At 41.5% G+C, this 19645-nt stretch carries 20 protein-coding genes and 1 riboswitch; of the genes, 4 read left to right on the top strand and 16 right to left on the bottom strand.

Features of this window, described 5'->3' with window-relative positions:
- Positions 1 to 93: 93 nt before the first annotated feature.
- Entirely contained in the window at positions 94 to 459 is a 366-nt protein-coding gene (gene acpS / locus MHH68_RS02560; protein ID WP_061406824.1) for a holo-ACP synthase, read from the bottom strand.
- A 94-nt stretch (positions 460 to 553) separates the two neighbouring features.
- On the opposite strand from acpS, the gene MHH68_RS02555 reads away from it, so the two are divergent.
- On the top strand, positions 554 to 1159 hold the full coding sequence (locus MHH68_RS02555) for a rhomboid family intramembrane serine protease (RefSeq protein WP_144463285.1): 606 nt from the start codon (positions 554 to 556) through the stop codon (positions 1157 to 1159).
- A gap of 57 nt (positions 1160 to 1216) precedes the next feature.
- Here the strand turns inward: MHH68_RS02555 and MHH68_RS02550 are convergent, their stop codons facing one another.
- From MHH68_RS02550 to MHH68_RS02520, 7 genes are all read right to left on the bottom strand, one after another.
- The gene (locus tag MHH68_RS02550) at positions 1217 to 2716 is read right to left on the bottom strand and encodes a PH domain-containing protein (protein ID WP_058015389.1); all 1500 of its coding nucleotides are present in this window, start codon (positions 2714 to 2716) and stop codon (positions 1217 to 1219) included.
- Complete coding sequence (locus tag MHH68_RS02545; protein WP_003214135.1) at positions 2706 to 3185, bottom strand: PH domain-containing protein; 480 nt, start codon at positions 3183 to 3185, stop codon at positions 2706 to 2708. The genes MHH68_RS02550 and MHH68_RS02545 overlap by 11 nt, the downstream gene beginning before the upstream one ends.
- Before the next feature lie 110 nt (positions 3186 to 3295).
- Entirely contained in the window at positions 3296 to 4789 is a 1494-nt protein-coding gene (locus tag MHH68_RS02540) for a DEAD/DEAH box helicase (protein ID WP_058015388.1), read from the bottom strand.
- Between the two features lie 165 nt (positions 4790 to 4954).
- Positions 4955 to 5293: a hypothetical protein gene (locus MHH68_RS02535; RefSeq protein ID WP_058015387.1), complete on the bottom strand. Its 339-nt coding sequence runs from the start codon at positions 5291 to 5293 to the stop codon at positions 4955 to 4957.
- A 127-nt stretch (positions 5294 to 5420) separates the two neighbouring features.
- Entirely contained in the window at positions 5421 to 6113 is a 693-nt protein-coding gene (locus MHH68_RS02530; protein WP_058015386.1) for an alpha/beta fold hydrolase, read from the bottom strand.
- Between the two features lie 27 nt (positions 6114 to 6140).
- Entirely contained in the window at positions 6141 to 7505 is a 1365-nt protein-coding gene (gene murF, locus MHH68_RS02525; protein ID WP_058015385.1) for a UDP-N-acetylmuramoyl-tripeptide--D-alanyl-D-alanine ligase, read from the bottom strand.
- A gap of 80 nt (positions 7506 to 7585) precedes the next feature.
- On the bottom strand, positions 7586 to 8668 hold the full coding sequence (locus MHH68_RS02520) for a D-alanine--D-alanine ligase (RefSeq protein WP_058015384.1): 1083 nt from the start codon (positions 8666 to 8668) through the stop codon (positions 7586 to 7588).
- A gap of 184 nt (positions 8669 to 8852) precedes the next feature.
- Between MHH68_RS02520 and MHH68_RS02515 the strand changes: the two genes are divergently transcribed.
- Both MHH68_RS02515 and fbpB read left to right on the top strand, forming a co-directional pair.
- A complete protein-coding gene (locus tag MHH68_RS02515; RefSeq protein WP_034663973.1) occupies positions 8853 to 9173 on the top strand; it encodes a thioredoxin family protein in 321 nt (106 codons plus the stop codon).
- 346 nt (positions 9174 to 9519) lie between these two features.
- Positions 9520 to 9669, top strand: coding sequence for a Fur-regulated basic protein FbpB (gene fbpB / locus MHH68_RS02510; protein WP_003214266.1), 150 nt, complete (start codon positions 9520 to 9522; stop codon positions 9667 to 9669).
- A 98-nt stretch (positions 9670 to 9767) separates the two neighbouring features.
- Here fbpB and MHH68_RS02505 read toward each other — a convergent pair whose 3' ends face one another.
- The 8 genes from MHH68_RS02505 to MHH68_RS02470 all read right to left on the bottom strand — a co-directional run bounded on the left by MHH68_RS02505 (position 9768) and on the right by MHH68_RS02470 (position 18447).
- Positions 9768 to 10103, bottom strand: coding sequence for a hypothetical protein (locus MHH68_RS02505; RefSeq protein WP_058015383.1), 336 nt, complete (start codon positions 10101 to 10103; stop codon positions 9768 to 9770).
- A 117-nt stretch (positions 10104 to 10220) separates the two neighbouring features.
- Positions 10221 to 10988, bottom strand: coding sequence for an ABC transporter permease (locus MHH68_RS02500; protein WP_058015382.1), 768 nt, complete (start codon positions 10986 to 10988; stop codon positions 10221 to 10223).
- Positions 10966 to 11892 (bottom strand): ABC transporter ATP-binding protein, encoded by a 927-nt coding sequence (locus tag MHH68_RS02495; protein ID WP_058015381.1) that lies wholly within the window; start codon positions 11890 to 11892, stop codon positions 10966 to 10968. The genes MHH68_RS02500 and MHH68_RS02495 overlap by 23 nt, the downstream gene beginning before the upstream one ends.
- A gap of 127 nt (positions 11893 to 12019) precedes the next feature.
- On the bottom strand, positions 12020 to 13261 hold the full coding sequence (locus tag MHH68_RS02490; RefSeq protein ID WP_058015380.1) for a dicarboxylate/amino acid:cation symporter: 1242 nt from the start codon (positions 13259 to 13261) through the stop codon (positions 12020 to 12022).
- Between the two features lie 77 nt (positions 13262 to 13338).
- A riboswitch (cyclic di-AMP (ydaO/yuaA leader) is annotated at positions 13339 to 13472 on the bottom strand.
- A 64-nt stretch (positions 13473 to 13536) separates the two neighbouring features.
- The gene (locus MHH68_RS02485; RefSeq protein WP_058015379.1) at positions 13537 to 14559 is read right to left on the bottom strand and encodes an AI-2E family transporter; all 1023 of its coding nucleotides are present in this window, start codon (positions 14557 to 14559) and stop codon (positions 13537 to 13539) included.
- Positions 14560 to 14769: 210 nt separating this feature from the next.
- Positions 14770 to 16038: a C4-dicarboxylate transporter DctP gene (dctP, locus tag MHH68_RS02480; RefSeq protein ID WP_058015378.1), complete on the bottom strand. Its 1269-nt coding sequence runs from the start codon at positions 16036 to 16038 to the stop codon at positions 14770 to 14772.
- Positions 16039 to 16162: 124 nt separating this feature from the next.
- Positions 16163 to 16846 (bottom strand): response regulator, encoded by a 684-nt coding sequence (locus tag MHH68_RS02475; protein ID WP_339164981.1) that lies wholly within the window; start codon positions 16844 to 16846, stop codon positions 16163 to 16165.
- Positions 16843 to 18447 (bottom strand): sensor histidine kinase, encoded by a 1605-nt coding sequence (locus tag MHH68_RS02470; RefSeq protein ID WP_167550620.1) that lies wholly within the window; start codon positions 18445 to 18447, stop codon positions 16843 to 16845. Before MHH68_RS02470 ends, MHH68_RS02475 begins: the two co-directional genes overlap by 4 nt.
- An 83-nt stretch (positions 18448 to 18530) precedes the next feature.
- Here MHH68_RS02470 and MHH68_RS02465 point away from each other — a divergent pair, with 83 nt between their 5' ends.
- Entirely contained in the window at positions 18531 to 19628 is a 1098-nt protein-coding gene (locus MHH68_RS02465; protein ID WP_058015375.1) for a TRAP transporter substrate-binding protein, read from the top strand.
- Positions 19629 to 19645 lie beyond the last annotated feature (17 nt).

The raw sequence follows: 19645 nt of genomic DNA, 5'->3' as shown, positions 1-19645 counted from the left end.
AACTGCGTACCGCGAACCATCAAAGCCTGTTAGCAACTCGCCCTTCCTTATCGCACTACCCAATATATGAAGAGGGGACAAACAATATGCAGACTAGCTTGACAACCTTTCAATTAAAACTTGTGCTGCAGCATATTCTTTCGTGTGAGTGATGGAAATATGAACCTGATCACCCTTCGTCTTTTCGCTTTTGATGAAGGGTTTTCCATGTTCGTCTTTCTGGATTTCCATGTCATGAAAGCTTAAATAAGAGCCGATTCCCGTTCCGTATGCTTTAGCGAAAGCTTCCTTTACTGCAAAACGTCCCGCCAAAAATTCCAGCTGCCTCTTTTCACTAAGTGCGTGAAAGATGTCTTGTTCACTTAACGTTAAAATTCGTTCTGGCAAACGGGGCTGTCTACTAAGCACGCGCGCGAGCCGGTTAATCTCTACTATATCAATGCCTATTCCTTTGATCATGAGGTACCTCCTATGATACTCGTACTAATTTGGATGTTCTCTTCATAAACGTGTTACTATAAACTTACCATTATCTAGTCAAAAGGGGTTTGTTATGTTTATTCGAACGGAGAGCTTTCAACAATTTATTAGATCGTATCCAATCGTCACAACGATCCTTGCTTTGCAATTTGGTCTATGGCTTATATTCGCGCTTCCTATCCCTCTTATACAGCTTGGTCACGACCATCTCGTCGGTTTCAATTATGGTGTAGCTGCTGGAGAATGGTGGCGGCTCATCACACCTGTTTTCCTTCACGGAAGTCTGACCCATATTTTGTTCAATTCTATGTCATTGTTCTTATTCGCTCCAGCGCTTGAGCATTTGCTTGGGAAGGTTCGATTTCTGATCATCTATCTTGGTGCAGGGTTCATTGGCAATCTCGGAACCTATTGGGTCGAGCCTTTAGAGTATGTACATGTCGGCGCTTCTGGTGCGATCTTCGGTTTGTTTGGCGTTTATTTATACCTTGTTCTATTTAAACCGCATATGATGGACCGCGGCAATTCTCAGGTAATCTTAACGATTCTTGCAGTCTCTGTCATCATGACTTTCGTCAACTCAAACATCAATATCATGGCTCACTTATTTGGATTGATCGGCGGCATGCTCCTAGCACCTCTTACGCTATTTTTCCATTCAAAAAAAAGACACTATTAACCTCATAAAAAATGTCGATCACTCCTATGAACAGGAAGCGGATCGACATTTTTGTGTTTAAGTTGATTTGTTTTTTTCATACGAATACCAATCCATTACACGTGCTGCATCTTCTTCCTCAAGGTGATGCACACCAAACGAATCAAGCAGCGCAGAGGATTTCACAAAGGTGTGAATACTCGCCACCCGGCCTTTCTTTTGGAAGAAAGATTGCGTCATCGTATAGTTTTGCATTCGTTTTCTCAAGACAATGCCAGTGGTTTTGCCAATGCCTCTTGATGTCAGTTGAATCAATGGATCTTTGATCGTATAGCCTGATTGTTTATAAGCTAAATAACCAAAAACCAAAGCAATCGGAAGCGGAATGAGGGCCAAATACCCCCATGGCGGAAAACGGACAGATAGGATTACGCCGACAAGTAATGGCACAAAGCCGAAAGAGATCAGGTAGCGCTTGAGTGAACGCTTTGGCACCTTTTTCAGTTCAGATTCTGGCTCCAAATGATAATCATCTGTGAATTGAGAGAGCAGTTCGTTGATTTTTTTCTTCCGAATCAGTGGAAATAAGACGGAAGAGGTTTCTTTTTCTGTAATAGAACCTCCTGCACTCACAAGCATCACCGTTGCAAAGCCAAAGGGTTCACGAAGAATATTTTCTTTGATTTTCACTGCTTGAATTCTCGCAAGCGGAATGGTCATTTGATGCCTTTCGATGAGCCCTCTTGTGATGATGATGTCTTTCCCTTTTCGTTTTGCGTTAAAATTCGCATATTGAAGGGCTGTTACCCCAACACTAAGAATCCACGCAATCAATACGGCAATAAATATGAGAATCGCATAAATCTCAATACTCGCATGACTTAAAAAAGAAAACCGCTTGACGAATCCGTCCAAAGGAAGAATTTCATCTATTTGTGTGTAAATGGCGAGACACCCAGAAATAATGACTCCGATCCCGCTTGAAGTGGTCGCAGCCAAAAGCAGCTCTGGTATACCCATCCGGTAGGAAACATTGATTTCTTTTTCTACAGGTTGCTGCGCTGTCAGAGGATCATGCGGGACAGCTCCATTTTCATCCACCATTTCTTCTTGCTGCAAGCTTTTCTTCCGATTGAAAATCGATTGCTTTAATTGTTCCGCTTCTGCTTTTGTAATCGCCGTCAGACTCACTTCTGGACCGTCTGTTCCTCCAGCTGTTTCGATTTGAACCCTCACCAAACCAAAAATCCGCTGGAAGATACCTTCACTTGTATTCACCGTTTGAATTCGTTCTAACGAAATATATTTTTTCTTTTTTGTGATGACGCCCGATTCCACGCGAAATTCATCATCTTCCATTCGGTAGGTGAAGCGCCTCCATGCTAAAACAGTTAAAACAGCTTTCCATAAAAGAAGCACACCAAGAATGATAAATGCATAAAAACGAATGCTCGAATTCGAGTTCACAAAAATAAGCACGAAAAAAGGGATAATGAAGTTTTTGATCATGGATACGGCATCTGAGATAAAATCAATGAACATCGAGATTGGATGTACACGTTTTGGTTCAGACATCATCTTCCGTCACCCTTGCTAAACGAGATATGTAATCACGAAGCTCATCTGCTTCTTCTAATTCTAGCGCCGGTATATCATGAACTGTGGCAGCAGTCGATATTTGAACAGATGCCAAACGGTAGCGCCTTAAAAGCGGCCCTTGTGATGTATCGACATGCTGGACACGCACCATCGGTACAATCACACGTGTGACACGAATGAGCCCATGCTGAATTTCAATTTCATTTTCGAATACTTCGTAGCGCCAGATGCGATGACGGATTTTCGGTATAAGCCAAATGCCAAAAATGACCTGTAAGACCCATAAACCGGCGAGGATGGCGCCAATCCAATATGGCCATTGAAGATAATAACTAGCAACAAATACCCCAATGATGATGAGTAAGAAAATCAATGAGATAATTCCATTTTGAAGACGCCATACCTTTAAACCATTTAAACTAATTTGACGTTGCGGCTGTTTTCTCACATTCTTCCCCCATTCTCTTACTTTTCTATCAATATATTACGAAAGAAAGCCTAAAAAGTTTCAGTAAACCTGTTAAAAAAAGCGAACCCTGCAAAGGATTCGCTTTTGAATTAGTTGTTATAAGATTTCTTTTGACGGCGATCGCTAGAAGAACGATTGCGGTCATTTGAAGAACGCTTTTTATCACCGTAAGATGAACGGCTTTTCCCGCGATAGCCGCCGCCTCCGCCGCCACTCTCTCTACGTTTAGAAGAGCTGCGGTTGTTACGATTGCGTTTTGAAACCATTGGTGCTTCATCTGTCAAACGAACAGGCGTTGCATCCGGTTCTTTTGTCATCATTTTGATGGCAGCCGCAACCACTGTGACAGAATCATGATCTTCTAGCAATTCAGCAGCAGCTGTCATGTAGAAGTTTAAGTTGTTTTCACTGATGATGGTGCGCAGACGATCAATAGTTACTTGCTGTTGACCTTCAATTGCTTCATCTAGAGTTGGTTCTTTCATACGTTCCATTTTACGTTTAGTCGTTTGCTCAATCGCACGAAGCATATCTTTTTCACGCGGTGTGATGAATGTCACCGCCATACCTGTACGTCCAGCACGTCCAGTACGTCCAATACGGTGTACGTAGCTTTCTGGATCTTGTGGTACGTCAAAGTTATACACGTGTGTTACGCCTGAGATATCAAGTCCACGTGCTGCAACGTCTGTTGCTACAAGCACATCGATTGAACCTTCTTTGAATTTACGAAGCGCAACCATACGTTTCGCTTGAGTCAAGTCACCATGAATTCCTTCAGCTGTATAACCTCTAAGGTTAAGTGCTTCAGTCAATTCGTCAACGCGGCGTTTTGTACGGCCGAAGACAATTGAAAGCTCAGGTGATTGAATGTCAAGAAGACGAGTCAATGTGTCAAATTTCTTACGCTCGTGGATATCCAAGTAGAACTGTTGGATGTTAGAGACAGTCATTTCTTTTGCTTTTACTTTTACGTGTTCTGGGTTTGTCATGAAACGTTCTGCAATGCGCTTAATTGGTGCAGGCATTGTCGCAGAGAATAAAAGTGTTTGGTGTTCACTTGGTACATTTGAAAGGATCGATTCAATGTCTTCGATGAAACCCATGTTTAGCATTTCGTCTGCTTCATCAAGCACAACAGTTTCAACATTTTGAAGACGCATTGTACGACGGTTAATGTGATCGAGTAAACGTCCTGGAGTCCCTACGATGATATGAGGATTTTTCTTGAGCGAACGGATTTGACGACCGATATCTTGTCCACCGTAAATCGGAAGTACGCGCGCACGCTTGTCTTGGCCAATTTTGTATAGCTCTTCAGATACTTGAATCGCTAATTCTCTTGTTGGCGCAATGATAATCGCTTGGATATTTGGAGACGCTGGGTCAATTTTTTCTACAAGAGGAATACCAAACGCTGCAGTTTTTCCTGTTCCTGTTTGTGCTTGTCCAATGACATCTTTATTCTGAAGACCGAGAGGAATTGTTTCCGCTTGAATCGGTGTTGCTTCTTCAAATCCCATGCGGTTAATAGCTTTCATGAGACTTTCGCTTAATTGAAAATCTTGAAACGTTATAGTCAAATTATTCAAACTCCTTCTAATTGCTGTTTCAGTAATCTCGTGAATGATCATTAAAAACTGCCCTTTTCTGAAAGGACAGGTCCATTATATACAAAGCCCGAATTACCCTACCTTATATCTTACCATTACACTATTTGTTTTTCAACAAGACAGAAATGGATATATCTACTGTTCCACAATGACAGATTCACCATCACTTTGATCGCCATCCATCCATTTCCACTTTTCGAACAGTTGAATTTTTCCGTTATCCAACTGATTAGGTGTAGAATTGCAAGACCCGCTTCTCATGCTGCCGTCTTTGCTGACATGGTGGTACCTAAAATGAAGTGTTCCATCCTCATTTACAGTTCCTACAAGTACACCAGATACAATACTGCCGCCTTGATACGTGCCCGTTAATATATTCCCGTCCTGACGATATTGAAATACGGTGCCTACCGATACTTCTCCGTTACTCGAATTAGACTGCGGGACAAAGGTTTTTCCGTCATATTGAAACAACCGAATCAACCACCTTTTCTTTCCTATTGTACCATAGGCTTGTCACTCATTCGACAAAAATGATGTAATTTTTAACAAGTGGGATTCAATTTATATTAGTTTAGCCACATTTTCGCTTTTCTATAGATTAAATTGTTTTTTTAAGAAATTCCTCTACTTTTTCAAACAATTGCTGTGCACATGGCTCGTGACAAACATGATGTTTACAATCAGGTAAATAAAACATTTCTTTCTGACGGGACGGGATTTTATGATCAATAAATTGTGCACTAGAAGCTGGCACAATCCCATCGCTTTCCCCTTGAACAATTAACACAGGGAGGTGAAGTTTCTCAAGAGAGCTCTTCGTTTGCTTCACCAGCTTCATAAATTCAACAGCGGCTGACAGCGGTGTGCTCGTTAGCTTATGACGGTATCTATCATACAAAGGGTTCGTATCAATTAGCCCAGACAATGATTCTTTCACCATCTGCCTTGTGTCTTGAATCATTTGTTTTGGATTCACATATTTCGCCGCAGCACTTAAAAGGACGAGACGAGCAACTGGATACTTCGCTGCAAGATAAGCAGCAATCATTCCTCCCATAGAAAACCCGATCAAAAAAATGGTATCACATGTTCGGTAAAGAGAAAGAAGTTCTAATTCAGCTGTCGCAATCCATTCTTGATAGAGAATACCTTTTAGCTGAAGTTCATCTCCATGCCCCGGAAGCGTGACAGACTGAACGTTCCAATCTGTCTTCTGCTTTAAATATTGCGCTAGCGGTTCCACTTCATAGGGGGCGCCAGTAAATCCATGTATACAGAGACAGCCAATCATTCTGTCACCTTCTTTGCCGCTCTCTTTTTATAGTGCAGTAATGATTTCTTCTAATCTCATGCCGCGTGAGGCTTTGACGAGAACAACATCGTCAGGACCTGCTACGTCAGCAAGTTTTTTCTTCAGTTCCTCTTTGTCCATAAATGAGAACACACGCGCATCACCGAATGATTTCTTTGCTCCTTCAGCGATGAATGCACCTAGGCGGCCATACGTCATCACATGATCGATAAATTCAGGCTTGATGTAGCGGCCTAGTTCATAATGATACGTTTCTTCTTCGCTACCCATCTCTAGCATGTCTCCAAGGACAAGAATGCGATTTGCGAAGCCGTCCATATCTCCTACAAGATCAATGGCAGCTTTCATGGAAGTAGGGCTTGCATTATATGCATCATTGATAACAGTGATTCCTTTTTCTGTTTTAAACAGTTCAAGACGCATTCCTGTTAATTTTGTTTGCATGAGTCCTTGGGCAATTTGTCTTTCATTCAGTCCGAAATGCTGACCTATGGCAATGGCAGCAAGGGCATTCTTCACATTATGTTTCCCTAATACAGGAATGAGAAACCCCTGGGCATACCCTTCGACCTGAAATTCAGTTCCTTCTGCAAGCTGGTTGATATGCGTTACCTTGATATCACAGTCCTCTGCTTCTCCAAAGGTTTTCACTTGCTGCGAAAGTACAGTCGCTCTCTCGCGGATCAAGGGTTCATCACCTAAATAATAAAAGGTGCCATCCTTTTTAAGCCCTTTTGTGATCTCATATTTTGCATCAGCAATGGCTTCTCTTGATCCTAAATCTTGCATATGAGATTCTCCGATATTGGTGATGACTGCTGCATCAGGCTCAGCTAGGTTTGACAAGAACTCGATCTCTCCTGTTGCGCTCATGCCCATCTCTAATACAGCTATCTCTGTACCTTCTGGCATCGCAAGAATGGTGAGCGGAAGACCGATATGATTATTAAAGTTACCGTCTGTTTTATGAACTTGATACGTTGTTTGTAAGACGGAATGAATCATATCTTTCGTTGTCGTTTTCCCGTTACTTCCTGTAATACCGACAACACGAGGGTTTTCTTCTTTTAAATACGATTTTGCCAATTGCTGAAGTGCTGCCAGAGTATCATCGACAAGAATGACAGGTACGCCTTCAGGTGGATTGGTTTGTTTTTGATTCCAAAAAACAGCTGCGGCTCCAAGCTCCACTGCTTTAGAAGCAAATGTGTGACCGTTAAAATGTTCTCCAATTAGGGGGATAAACAATGCACCTTTTGATACTTTTCGTGTATCTGTTGTCACTCCGTGAATTTGCTCTTCGCCAAAAGCTTGATTAGATAGTGTCCCACCAGCCATTTGGGCGATTTGTTTCACTGTACGTTTGATCATGATTTTTCGCCTCTCTTTCTCAATTCAAGTTTGAAGGAAAAGAGACACTACCTAAGGATAGTGTCTGCTTGTTGCTCACATTAAAAAGTCGTTTTAATGGTTTGTTTTTCTTGATGGCGTTCAATTGCAAGTGACACTAGCTTTTCAATGAGCTCTGGATACTCTACACCAGTGTGCTTCCAAAGCAGCGGGAACATACTGAATGGTGTGAATCCAGGCATTGTATTCACTTCATTGATCAACACTTCACCTTTTTCTGTGAGGAAGAAGTCTGCACGTACAAGACCCGAACCATCTAGGGATTTAAATGCCTTAATCGCCATATCATGAATCGTCTTGTATTCATCCTCTGACACACTTGCAGGAATGATCAAATCTGTATCGCCATCTTCATATTTTGCTTTGTAGTCATAAAAATCTGTTTTAGGTGCAATTTCACCAACGACAGAGCATTTCGGCTCGTCATTTCCTAATACACCAATCTCGATTTCTCTTCCTACGACGCCTTCTTCTACGACCACACGACGATCATATTGGAAAGCTAAGTCGAATGCGGTTTGCAGCTCTTCTTTGCTGCGGCATTTGCTTATTCCAACACTTGATCCCATGTTGGCAGGTTTCACAAAGCATGGATAGCCAAGTACTTGTTCTACCTGTTCTAAGCTGTCTGGTGTGGCTTTCTCATAGTCTTTTTTATTAAAGGAAAGGTGCTTCGCTTGTGCAAGTCCTGCTTGAGCAAAAACATCTTTCATCATGACTTTATCCATACCCGCGGCAGAAGCAAGAACGCCGTTGCCGACATATGGGATATTTAGCAGTTCAAGTAATCCTTGCATCGTTCCATCTTCACCATTTGGCCCGTGCAATAATGGGAAGACAACATCAATCTTCTCATCAGCGGATGCAGGCTGTGGAAACATGCTCTCATTTAAAGAAGTTGGTAAAAACGCCTTAGCATTCTGTTCAAATTGAAGCATTCTGACGTTTGATACTGGTTCAGTGAGTTTTTCTCCTCTTAGCCATTCGCCCTCTTCTGTAATATAAATTGGATGTATATCGAACTTCTCAGTGTTAAGTGCTTTTGTAACTGCAAGGGCTGTTTGCAGTGATACATTATGTTCGGCTGACTTTCCGCCGTAAATCAATCCTAAACTTATTTTCAATGGATACTCCCCCCACTAAAATTCATCTTTACTATCTTATCACTTTCAAGCAAAAATGCTCTAATTAATTTTTTGTTGTTACGGAATTGAAATGATTTGTAAAGTTGTAAGCGCCTCCCGAGCATTTGTATGTCATTCGCCTTTATTTTATATTAAAATGACATTGAAAAGGAGTTGTGACAAATTGAAAAAAATCACAAGTACTGAACAATTCAATGAAATCATTCAATCTGACAAAGAAGTCATCGTTAAATTCTTTGCAACATGGTGTCCTGACTGTACAAGAATGGACATGTTCATTCCAGACATCTTAGAGGCATATGCTCACCATGAATGGTTTGAAATAAACAAAGATGATTTCCCTGAATTAGCAGAAACGTATCAGGTCATGGGTATTCCAAGCCTGTTAATTTTCAAAAATGGCGAAAAAACAGGTCATTTACACAGCGCAAACGCAAAATCACCTGAAGAAGTGACAGAGTTTCTTCAAGGGCACGTTTCTTAAATCGTGAAACGAAGGACATCAGCTAACACTTGCTGGTGTCTTTTTTTCTCCATCCCTTACATCAAATCTCCTCATAAGACGATTTGATCAATCAAAACGTTTCAACGAGCGAAAGAATGTTTTATATAGATGCTTCTCTTACGACAAGAAATGACAGGAATTATTTCCTGGGAAAGAATGAGCGTCGACTAGGCATCGAATTTGTCGATTACGTGAATTTTCTGAATATAATCTTTACTTCCGACATTGCGCTTTGTATAATAGAGGTGCTAATTGAAAATGATTATCAATTTCATCTATGTGGAATCCTATAGACGGCTATTCTTATAAAGGAGCGATGAGTCACATGTCTAAGAAGAAAATCAAAACGTATCAGCAATTGATTGAAGAGAACAAGAAAGCCATCATGCGCGATCCTAAAATGATGGAAAGTATATACGAAACCATCGACAAAAAGCATCAGAAGCAGCTTGCAGCTGCTGGACGCGAATCATAAACATAAGGGGAGCAGTCAAAGCTGGCTGCTCCTCTCTTTTGTCTTTTCCAACAAAAAAAGCCGATAAAATCTATGCTTTGATTTTATCGGCTTTTGTTTTAATGTGATTTCGCTACACGGTCCTGCTTCATTCCTAAATAAATGAGCATATATGTGAGATAACCCATTGTCATTGTTAAACCACCGAAGAAGAACTGAGAAAAGACAGGCTCCTCAAATGTTGTGACAGCAGCAAGAATAATCCAGCTCGCATATAAATAAACCATGAACCATTTCATGTTTTTTTTCAGTGTATACAGAAAGAAAAGACCCGCTAACGAAAAGATTCCCAGCGCTAGTCTGAAATAAATAAGATGATCAAACTGGAAGGCAAAAGACACGAACGAAAACGATAGCAGCAACAAAATAGGTAAAGCCGTAATGAAATTTTTCACGATAGTGCCACCTCCAAGATTCCCTCTTATTATAAGACAAAATCAGCCGGTTATCGTGAAATGCAGACTCGTTTTCACAAAGATGTCACGAATTTTTCTTGTTATTTGACACAATTTTTACACATTTACATCGCGCTTCCAAAAAAGAACCCAAGCCGTGCCAAAAAAGAAAACAAAATGCGCCCCTACCATAAATAGAGAAAACAAAGGGCTCATGCCATGGAAGGGCGGCGGTCCTTGAAAGCTGTACTGAGTAAAGTCCGTATTAGCAAAAAGTAGGATTTTCCCCCACTGATTTTCTAAAAGAGACATAATAGGCACAAGTGATTTAGCCGCATATAAAACAAAAAACGAGGTCACAAGCGCAACGAGGCTGTTCCTAAACAAGCTGGAACACATAAAAGCGAAGCTTGCCATCATCAACACTTCCACCCACTGAGATCCGATCACAGCAAACGTATGCTGAAATAATCGTCCCGTACTTTCGTCAAATGCAGTACCAAAGAAAATAAGGCCAAATAGGAAAGCAAGTACATAATAAAAAACAAACAAATAGATGACCGTCAGCACAAGTGTGATGTATTTTGACAGGAAAATTTGCAGCCTAGTTTTGGGCCGTATCAATAAAAACTTGATCGTTCTTTTTTGAAATTCTGTTGAGATCAAGGTCGCGCCAATGACAACTGCAAGCACCTGTAAAATAAATACGACGTTTGTGGAATAAGCAAAATAGTTGGCGACAGTGTCTTGTCCACCAAAGCTGGAAATGACTCGTTTCAATGCTAGAGCCATCGCCAATTGAAACACAACGATTAATCCAAGTGCAATGAACGTGATCTTTTTCCTTATCATTTTCTTATGCTCATTCTTGATGAGTTGAAGCATCTGCCGTCCCGCCTTCCGTCCATTTCATAAATGCCTCTTCAATTGATGGCTTTTGAGGCGTCATTTCAAGTACATCAAATCCAGCCAGAACAAGCTGTTTGTTCAGCTCAGGCACTTGCTCTTTGTTCAATTGAAGTAAAACATGCGATCCATTTCTTTCATATGTATAGTCATGTGTCTCGAGCCACGTCACTGCCTTTTCCACTGGCTGAATATTCATGAGCATCTGTTCTTTTCCCTCTATGTCCCGAAGCATGGCACTAGCTTTGATCTGTCCTTTTTGAATGATGATCATGCGGTCACATAGCTCTTCTACCTCATGCAATAAATGTGTAGCAAATAAGACGGACGTTCCTTCTTCTCGTACTAACGATTGCAAGTGCTCCCTGAATTCCTTCATACCGGCAGGATCAAGTCCATTTGTCGGTTCGTCTAAAATGAGCAGGTTCGGCTGATGTAATATGGCTTGTGCAATCCCAAGCCTTTGTTTCATCCCCAGTGAATAGGTCTTCACCTTCTGATGAATGGCGTGCTCCAGACGAACTCTTTTGACCACTTCCTGCAATCGTTCCTCCGTCACTCCATCGTGCATCGCAGCATATAGTTCAAGGTTTTCAAAGCCTGTTAAATAAGAATAAAATTCGGGATTTTCTATGATTGCACCAACAGATGACATTGCGCGTAAGAAATCCTCATCCTGTGAATATCCATTGATCATGATGCGCCCGTTGTTTTTTTTCATCAAGCCAACGATCAAACGAATCAAAGTTGTTTTTCCAGAGCCATTTGGCCCTAATAAGCCGACGATTTCCCCCTTCCCTATTTCGATCGATATATCTTGTAAAATCATTTTCCGGCCAATTCGTTTATCGACTTTCTCTACTTTTAGAACAGCAGACTCCAACGTGGTTCCTCCTTCTGATGTAAAACCTTTGGCGGCAAATAAGGCCACTCATTCTGTTAAAAGTATATCATGCAAGACTAGGAACTCCATGAAAAAAAGGGCTGATCGAGTCAGCCCTTCTTTTACATTACATGGATAGATTCGGTGATGCTTCGTCTTTCTCGTGTTTTTTCTCCGTTTCTGTCACAATCACCGCGCATGCGGCGTCACCTGTAATATTGACAACGGTTCTTGCCATATCTAATAAGCGGTCAATACCAAGGATAAGCGCAATGCCTTCAACCGGAAGCCCAACCGAATTTAATACCATTGCGAGCATAATCAATCCTACTCCTGGTACACCGGCTGTCCCAATACTGGCTAATACGGCGGTTAATACAACTGTGAGCATTTGCATGAGCGTTAACTCCACACCAAACACTTGTGCAATAAAGATGGTTGCAACCCCTTGCATAATGGCTGTCCCATCCATATTGATCGTAGCGCCTAAAGGCTGCACGAAACTAGAAATCGGCTCAGGTACTTTCAATTTCTTTTGAGCGGTTTCCATAGAAACGGGGAGAACCGCACTACTGCTAGACGTACTAAAGGCTACGACCATCGCAGGCGAAAAGTCTTTAAAGAATGTAAATGGATTTCGTTTTGCAAATAAAGCCAAAGTTGAGCCATATGTGAGAAAGAAATGCACCAATAGTGCTACTAATACGACTGTAAAATACAGCCCCATGGCTTTAATAGCCTCAAGACCTTGGCTCCCGATAGCCGTCACAATTAATCCAAATGTCCCGTATGGAGCAAATTTCATGACCACTCCTACAAGGTACATCATGAGTTCATTGCCTTGTTCTAATATTTTGAGTATTCCTTCTGTTTTTTTGCCTAGCACTGCAATTCCTAGTCCTAAGAATACACAGAAAACAATGATTTGCAGCATATTTCCTTCAACTAAAGATTGAACTGGATTTGATGGAATGATGTTTAATAAAGTGTCTGTCGTAGATGGTGCTTCTTGAGGTTCGTATTCTGCCCCTTTAGTATCGAATGAACCAAAGGAACCCGGTTTGATTAATAATGCTAATGACATCGCAATGATAATAGCGAAGGTTGTGGTCAGTAGAAAATATAAGATGCTTTTTGCTCCAATACGCCCCAGTTTTTTTGGATCTCCGAGGCCTGCCACACCAAGTGTAATGGAAAAGAAGACGATTGGCACAACCAGCATTTTGATTAGATTTAAGAAGATTTGACCTAGAGGTGTGAATAGATAAGGATCTAACACTTTGAATACATTTGGAGCGAAAATGTTAAGCAAAAGTCCCGTGATTGCACCTACAATAAGGGCAATAATAATTTTTGTCGCCAGCTTCAATAAAATCTCCCCTTCCTCGTCAAAAAGACCCACGAGAGAGTTTTCTCGTGGGTCTGCGTGTCCTTACATATACCACCGTTTACTCTCTTCACGCCGATGAGGTTAGCTGACGGGTTAGGACGAAGAGATGTCCTTTTTTCTCAACAGAGAAAAATTCACCCCAAAAACATGGGTCCCCCATTCCTTTAGAAGGATTAAGCGTGTGGTTATTATGATATTTTCATACTATTTATACCTTATTTTTAGAAAATTGTAAACAGGTTCAAATGAACTTTTTAACTACTTTCCTCCTTGTTGGTGACCTCCAAAATATCTAGGATAAACACAAAGATTGGTATACCAATAATGAGACCCCATATCCCGATGTAGTGTTCAGAGAAGATCAGCACAACAAATGTGAAGAAAATAGGGAGTTCTGTTTTTGCTGACATGAGCTTTGGGTTTAAGAAATAGGCTTCAATCGCATGGATGATGACGATCACAAGCACGATATACAGGACATACATGCCGCCCCCAAGCGTATACGCAATGATGCTGAGTGGAATAAGTGAGATGACCACACCTGCCACTGGGATTAAGCCTAGCAAAAAGACCATGACTGCTAATCCAAATAATTGCGGGAATCCCATAATGCCTAGGGCAATGGTTGTTAAGACACAATTAACAGTTGCAATAATAAACTGTGCTTCGAGAACCTTTCCAAACGTTCTGGAGAATTTACGTCCAAAGAAGGCGATTTCATGGTAGAACACAGAGATTTTACTCGTTTTGAACTTGTTCATGAATTGAATGAGGCGTTCTTTTTCGAACAGGAAGAACATGCTTAATATTAAGGACATAATGACCTGGATACTGAACGTACTGAAATCTGTTAAGTATGTATAGAGGAAATTAAACCCTTTCTCAAAGTAAGCTGATATTTTAAAATCTCCGAATACGTTGGTGATGACATCAAAGAAGGGTAAATTTTGTGGATGATCTGCAATTTTCTTTCCTAAATGAAATAGTTGCTCCACCTGTTTGGCGATGATTGGCACAAACACAAATCCGCCAAACGTCAATCCACCAGCCAAAAGAATATACAAAATGGTAATAACCGATTTCTGCCCTATTTTCAGGAAGTGACTTAAAAAGCCTCTAATGACCTCTTCTAACCGATTCATCAAAAAGGTGAATATGAAGGTCAAGAGAATTAAATTCATCATTCCTCTTAATAGATATAAGGCTGTGGCTAATACTACAAATACAGAAAACCGCTTAACACCGGGTTTTTCGAACAATTTTAAAAATGCTGCCATTACGTTACACACCTGCCAGGACTAAAGTCTATTTTTCATTGGATCTGATATACATTATATCGGATCTTTCTGTAAATTATATAACAAAAGGTCAATGAGGTCTTACGATTCGACCTAAATTTATCAAGCTTTAATGTTTTTTCTTTTCAACACAAGAAAAAACCGAACCCCATGTAGAACATAAGGTTTCGGTTTTTGGTTGTTTTTATACTATACAGCTTGCTTTATATTGCGCATTTCTTGAAGGGCTGTTTTGCTCTTCGCTTCGTCAAATTCACCTTCACTTTTCGCCACAACAATTGTCGCGATTCCATTTCCAATGAGGTTTGTGATGGCTCTTCCTTCGCTCATGAATCGATCGACTCCAAGCAGCAATGCAAGCCCCTCTAGCGGGATGACCTGTAGTGCAGCGAGTGTAGAAGCCAGCACGATAAATCCGCTTCCTGTCACCCCAGCCGCTCCTTTTGATGTGAGCATCAGAACAAGGATAATGGTGATCTGCTGACCGATAGATAGGTCTACACCAAACACTTGCGCTAAGAAGACCACAGCCATCGATAAATAGATCGAGGTTCCGTCTAAGTTAAAGGAATACCCTGTTGGAATGACGAGTCCCACAACAGACTTAGAACACCCGTAGCGTTCCATTTTATCCATCATTCTTGGCAGCACGGATTCTGATGAGCTTGTGCCAAGAACAATTAAAATTTCATCCTTGATAAATCGCAGGTAACCAAGCAGACTGAAGCCATACATTTTACAAATGATGTTCAGCACAACGAAGATGAACAGGAACATCGTCAAATAAACGGAGAGCATCAGACTTGCGAGCGGTTTAATTGATGCCAACCCAAAGTGTCCGATCGTATACGCCATTGCCCCAAATGCCCCGAGCGGCGCTGCACGCATGATATATCCAATGATTTTAAAGAAAACAAGTGACAGCTTATCAAGCCACTCAATGATTCCTTTCCCCTTCTCGCCAAGTGCAGCAAGCGCAACACCGAATAAAATAGAGAAGAATAAGACCTGTAAAATATCACCCTTAGCAAAGGCATCTACCATATTAGATGGTACGATGTGTGTGACAAATTCCATCCAGTCGATACCCTGTCCCCCATTTTGGGTATACTGCGAAACGTCCCCTTTTTCAAGCTTACTATAGTCCAGACCTGCACCTGGCTTCATGATATTGACAACAAAAAGTCCGATGACCAAGGCAAGCGTCGTGACGACTTCAAAATAAATAAATGCTTTTCCCCCAACTTTTCCAACCTTTTTCATATCCCCCATTTTGGCAATACCAAGAACAATGGTTAAGAAAATTATTGGTGCAATGACCATTTTAACGGCATTGATAAAGGTGTCACCAAGCGGCTTCATTTCTTTTCCGACGTTTGGCCAAACCATCCCGACAATGATCCCGATAATGACAGCTGCAACCACCTGAAATGTCAGGTTCTTCAAAAGCCTCTTCATAAAAAATCAACTCCCTCACCCTTTGATGTAAACGCTTAACTGTTATCTGTAGCTAAATGATAGCGATTTCAACAAAGGCTGTGAAGCTTATGAACATATCGTACATTTTGGTCTTTTTGGTCTCTTAGTCAGAATGTACGATATATTTATTAACAGGCCGCCCAACTCCGCCGTATTGCATATCTAATTTCAGCTCGCCTTCTTTCACTAAGAAGTCTAAATACCGGCGTGCCGTGACACGTGCAATGCCAAGTGCATTGGCAACTTCCTCCGCAGACTGCGGTCCTTCCTGTAAGCTCATATAGGCTTTAATTTCATTCATCGTATGCACATTCAGCCCCTTAGGGAGCCAAGTATCTTCCTGTTTAACAGCCGGCTTTCGTATGATATCATCCAGCATCTCCTGAGAAAATTCTGCTGCTGTGCGAATTTTAGATTTAAACGCTTTATAGCTTTCAAGTGATTCTTTCATACGCTCGAACTTAAATGGCTTGATGATATAATCTCGCGCACCATTTTGAAGCATGGTGCCAATCGTCTCTTTGTCTTTTGCAGCAGAAATAACGATCACGTCCACCTGTATCTTTTGCTTTCTAATGTCTTGAAGCGTCTTTACGCCATCTTTTTTTGGCATATATACATCGAGGACAACAAGGTCTGGACGAATTTTTTTGATGAGCTGGATGCCCTGCTCCCCATTACCTGCGATTGCCGCCACTTGAAAGCCAGGAACACTCTTAATGAACTCCTTATTCACTTCTTGCACCATCGGATCATCTTCAATTAATAGCACCTTAATCTGAGTCATCTGTCTCTCTCCTCTATGATCATTGGGAATTCGATTGAGAAGGTGGTACCAATGCCGATGCTTGATGTGACTTCTACATTTCCCATCCCTTTGTCGATAATCGTTTTTACAATATACAGGCCGTAGCCTGTTCCGCCTTCTTTGCCGTGTGTGAAGCCTTTATCGAAAATATAAGGAATCATTTCCTCTTCAATCCCGGAGCCATTGTCTTCAATTAAAATCGCGAGGACATCCTCGGTTTGATCAATACTAATAGACATGCGTTTTGTGTCTCTTTCTACAGTATCATAAGAGGCAAAGGCATTCTCGATCAGGTTGCCAAGCAGCTTTGTCATATCATGCTGATCCAGCCGCTCAGGGAAATCACACAGACAGCTATGTTCGTCTACTTCGACCTTTATGCCTAGCTCCTTGCCCCTTCTGATTTTACTCATCAATAATCCCGCAACGGCATCATGCTGAATGACGCGGTGAAGAAAGTCCAGCACATGTTCTTGCTCTTCCGTCGTTTGAAAGGCTAGATCAAGTGCCTGATCGGGTTTACCAAGCTGAATCAGCCCAGCAATCGTATGAAGCTTGTTCATATGCTCATGATTTTGTACCCGCAGACCGTCAACAAAGTTCTTAACTCCGGTTAGCTCCTCTGCCAATTTTGCCGCTTCTGTCCGGTCCTGAAAAATGGCGACCGCTCCGATAATTTTCTTTTTCATGACAATCGGAATCCTGCTGCTCATAATCCGCTTTCCGCTCATATGAATTTCTTCATTATAGACGGGCTCAGCGCGATCAATAATCTCTGGAAGCCTTGTGTCAGACAGCACACCCCAAATATTCCTGCCTACGACATCCCCTGTCACGCCAAATATTTGCTTCGCCTTTTCATTAAAAATGGTGATCATGTGCTGATTATCAATGGCGATAACCCCTTCATTAATAGAGTGAAAGGTTGCGGTGCGCTCCTCTAGCATTCTGACAATCTCATGCGGCTCCAGCTTAAACATTTGCTGTTTAATATGACGAGCAAGCAAAAATGAACCTACAAGCCCAAAGCTGAGCGTCAGCAAAAGAATCATGAGGATATCCCGCTTCATTTCTCCTAATATATCTACCATACTTGGCAGTGTTCTCCCTACAAGGACGACCCCTGTTTGATTAAATTGGTCATCCTTCACTGGATAAAAGGCTCTGATGGCTGTCCCAAGCTCTCCCTCTGCTTCTGAGAAATAAATGTGCTCGGCAAAAGCAGGCTCTTCATCTGTCCCCTCCGAGCGCTGGCCAATCCTTGTTTTCACTGGATGCGTTAATCTCACATGATCCATATCCATGACGACAATGTAGTCAGCGTCTTGAATAATCCGAATCTCTTCGATGGCATGCTGTAATCGATCACGTTCTTTTGTTTGATCGGCTAATGCCTGCTTTACCTCATTCATCTCAGCCACTGTTCTCGCTGTGTTCATGAGCCTTTTTCGAAGCTCTCGTTCCTCTGTTTGCTGGATTCCCCCAACAAGGACAATTCCTCCGATTAAAAGGGCGAAAATGACAACGAAATATGTGAGGATGGTGAGCTTCCATCTAATAGATAATTGTTGTAATTTCAATCGATTTCTCATCATTTTTTTCACCTGTATCTTTACGAATTCTTCCTCGGTCAAGTATGCTTGACATAAGGGGGCTCGGACGCATGAAGAATTTACTCGCCTATACACTATTGCTCTTGATCGGTTTTGTAACCGCTTTATACTTTGGTTTTTATCATATGATGCCAAAAGCAGCGACGACCTTTGACGATGAACAGACAGGGCTGAAGGAGCAGCTTGTGTTCAAATTTAGCCATGTCGTGGCAGATAATACACCAAAAGGGCTTGCCGCAAAGAAATTTGCTGAGCTTGTGCACGAAAAATCCGATGGCAAGATCACCATTCAAATTTTCTCCAACGGAAGCCTTTATTCTGATATAGAAGAAATTAATGCACTCAAAGAGAATCAAGTTCAATTTATCGCACCATCTACCTCGAAGCTCGGCATGCTATCCCCTGAGTGGCTGGCACTTGACCTTCCCTTTGCTTTTTCTAATTATGATGCGGTTCAAGAAGGCTTGCACGGTGCAATTGGACAAAGATTGTTTGGCACCCTGCAAAAAGACGGGCTAAAGGGAATGGCGTACTGGACAAATGGCTTTAAGCAAATCACCTCTAATAAAGGGCCAATCAAACAGCCTAGTGATTTAAAAAACCAATCTCTCCGCATTATGCAAAGCGACATGATTGAAAAACAATTCAAACTTCTTGGCGCAAAGCCCTATCAGGAATCGTTTAATTCGACGTTCCAGCTACTAGAAACAAAAAAAGTAGATGGTGAAGAAAATACCATTTCAAATATTTATTCAAAAAAATTCTATCATATACAAGACTATATGACGATCAGTAATCACGGGTATTTGGGCTATGTGGTCTTAACAGATCAATCCTTCTTTGATCGCCAGACACCTGAAACGAAACGAATTTTACTTGAAGCGATGGAAGAAACAACAGCTTGGAATGAAAAACATGCAGAACAGATGAACAAGGATCAACTGGAGGACATTAAACGGGAATCACCGATTGCCATTCATGAATTGACACCAGCAGAAAGACAAAAATGGGTGAAAGCCCTCGATCCTTTGTATGAGGAAGCCGAAAAAACCATTGGTTCTACCCTAATCAAACAGATTCGTGAGCTGCGTGCGCGTTATGAACATTCTCCGATCCATGCTTTTCAAGAAGAGGATAAGACCAAATAAAAAATCCCTTTGAGTAA

The organism is Bacillus sp. FSL K6-2841, assembly GCF_037976435.1.
Classification (GTDB): Bacteria; Bacillota; Bacilli; order Bacillales; family Bacillaceae; genus Bacillus; species Bacillus pumilus.
Note: the sequence above shows the minus strand (reverse complement) of the source record. Positions and strands in the feature narration are given on the sequence as shown.